This window comes from Pseudomonas sp. Bc-h (assembly GCF_002080045.1).
In the GTDB taxonomy this organism is placed as follows: domain Bacteria; phylum Pseudomonadota; class Gammaproteobacteria; order Pseudomonadales; family Pseudomonadaceae; genus Aquipseudomonas.
Window position 1 is genome coordinate 1 of sequence record NZ_MUIN01000073.1, and the last position, 207, is coordinate 207.

Annotated in this window: 1 protein-coding gene; it reads right to left on the reverse strand. The window is 60.9% G+C overall.

Features of this window, described 5'->3' with window-relative positions:
- Window positions 1-12: 12 nt before the first annotated feature.
- A partial coding sequence (locus tag BWR59_RS32710) for a hypothetical protein (protein WP_218191339.1) occupies window positions 13-207 on the reverse strand: 195 nt, incomplete at its 5' end.

Below are 207 nucleotides of genomic sequence, written 5' to 3' on the forward strand. Positions count from 1 at the left end.
AGACGCCGGAGGTCACGACGGCAGCGAAAGCGATCTGCCTGACGCACCGCATTCGCGGCTGTCGCACAGCTCCAGCAGCTCCCACAGGGTTTGTGTCGACTTAAAGATGCTGCCATGGCGCAACAGTCGATCCCAAACTCTGCCATGACGCAATAACTGTGGGAGACGCCGGAGGTCACGACGGCAGCGAAAGCGGTCTGCCTGACA